General features: G+C 67.4%; 1 pseudogene. It reads right to left on the minus strand.

What is annotated here, in order from left to right:
- Positions 1 to 310 (minus strand): annotated as a pseudogene (locus NE591_RS13840) (CTP synthase); the annotation flags it as partial.

A 310-nucleotide genomic window follows, 5' to 3' on the forward strand; every position in this document is an offset into this window, starting at 1 on the left:
AAGAAGGGATGGTCGGGCAGCTCGATCATCTCCACGAGGCGCTCGTCGGGGGAGAGGCCCGAAATCACGAGGCCGCCTTCCACAAGCGCGTCGCGGTAGGTGTTGTTCACCTCGAAGCGATGGCGATGGCGCTCGTAAATGACGGGCTCGCCGTAGGCCCGTGCCGCGCGGGTGCCGGGCACCACCTTGCAGGGGTAGGCGCCCAGGCGCATGGTGCCGCCCTTGTCTTCCATATCCTCCTGCTCGGGCATCAGATCGATGACGAAGGGTGTCCCCTCCGGCGCCGCGTCGGCGGACTCCGCGGAAGTGG

Source organism: Adlercreutzia sp. DFI.6.23 (assembly GCF_024462535.1).
Taxonomy (GTDB): Bacteria; Actinomycetota; Coriobacteriia; order Coriobacteriales; family Eggerthellaceae; genus Adlercreutzia; species Adlercreutzia rubneri.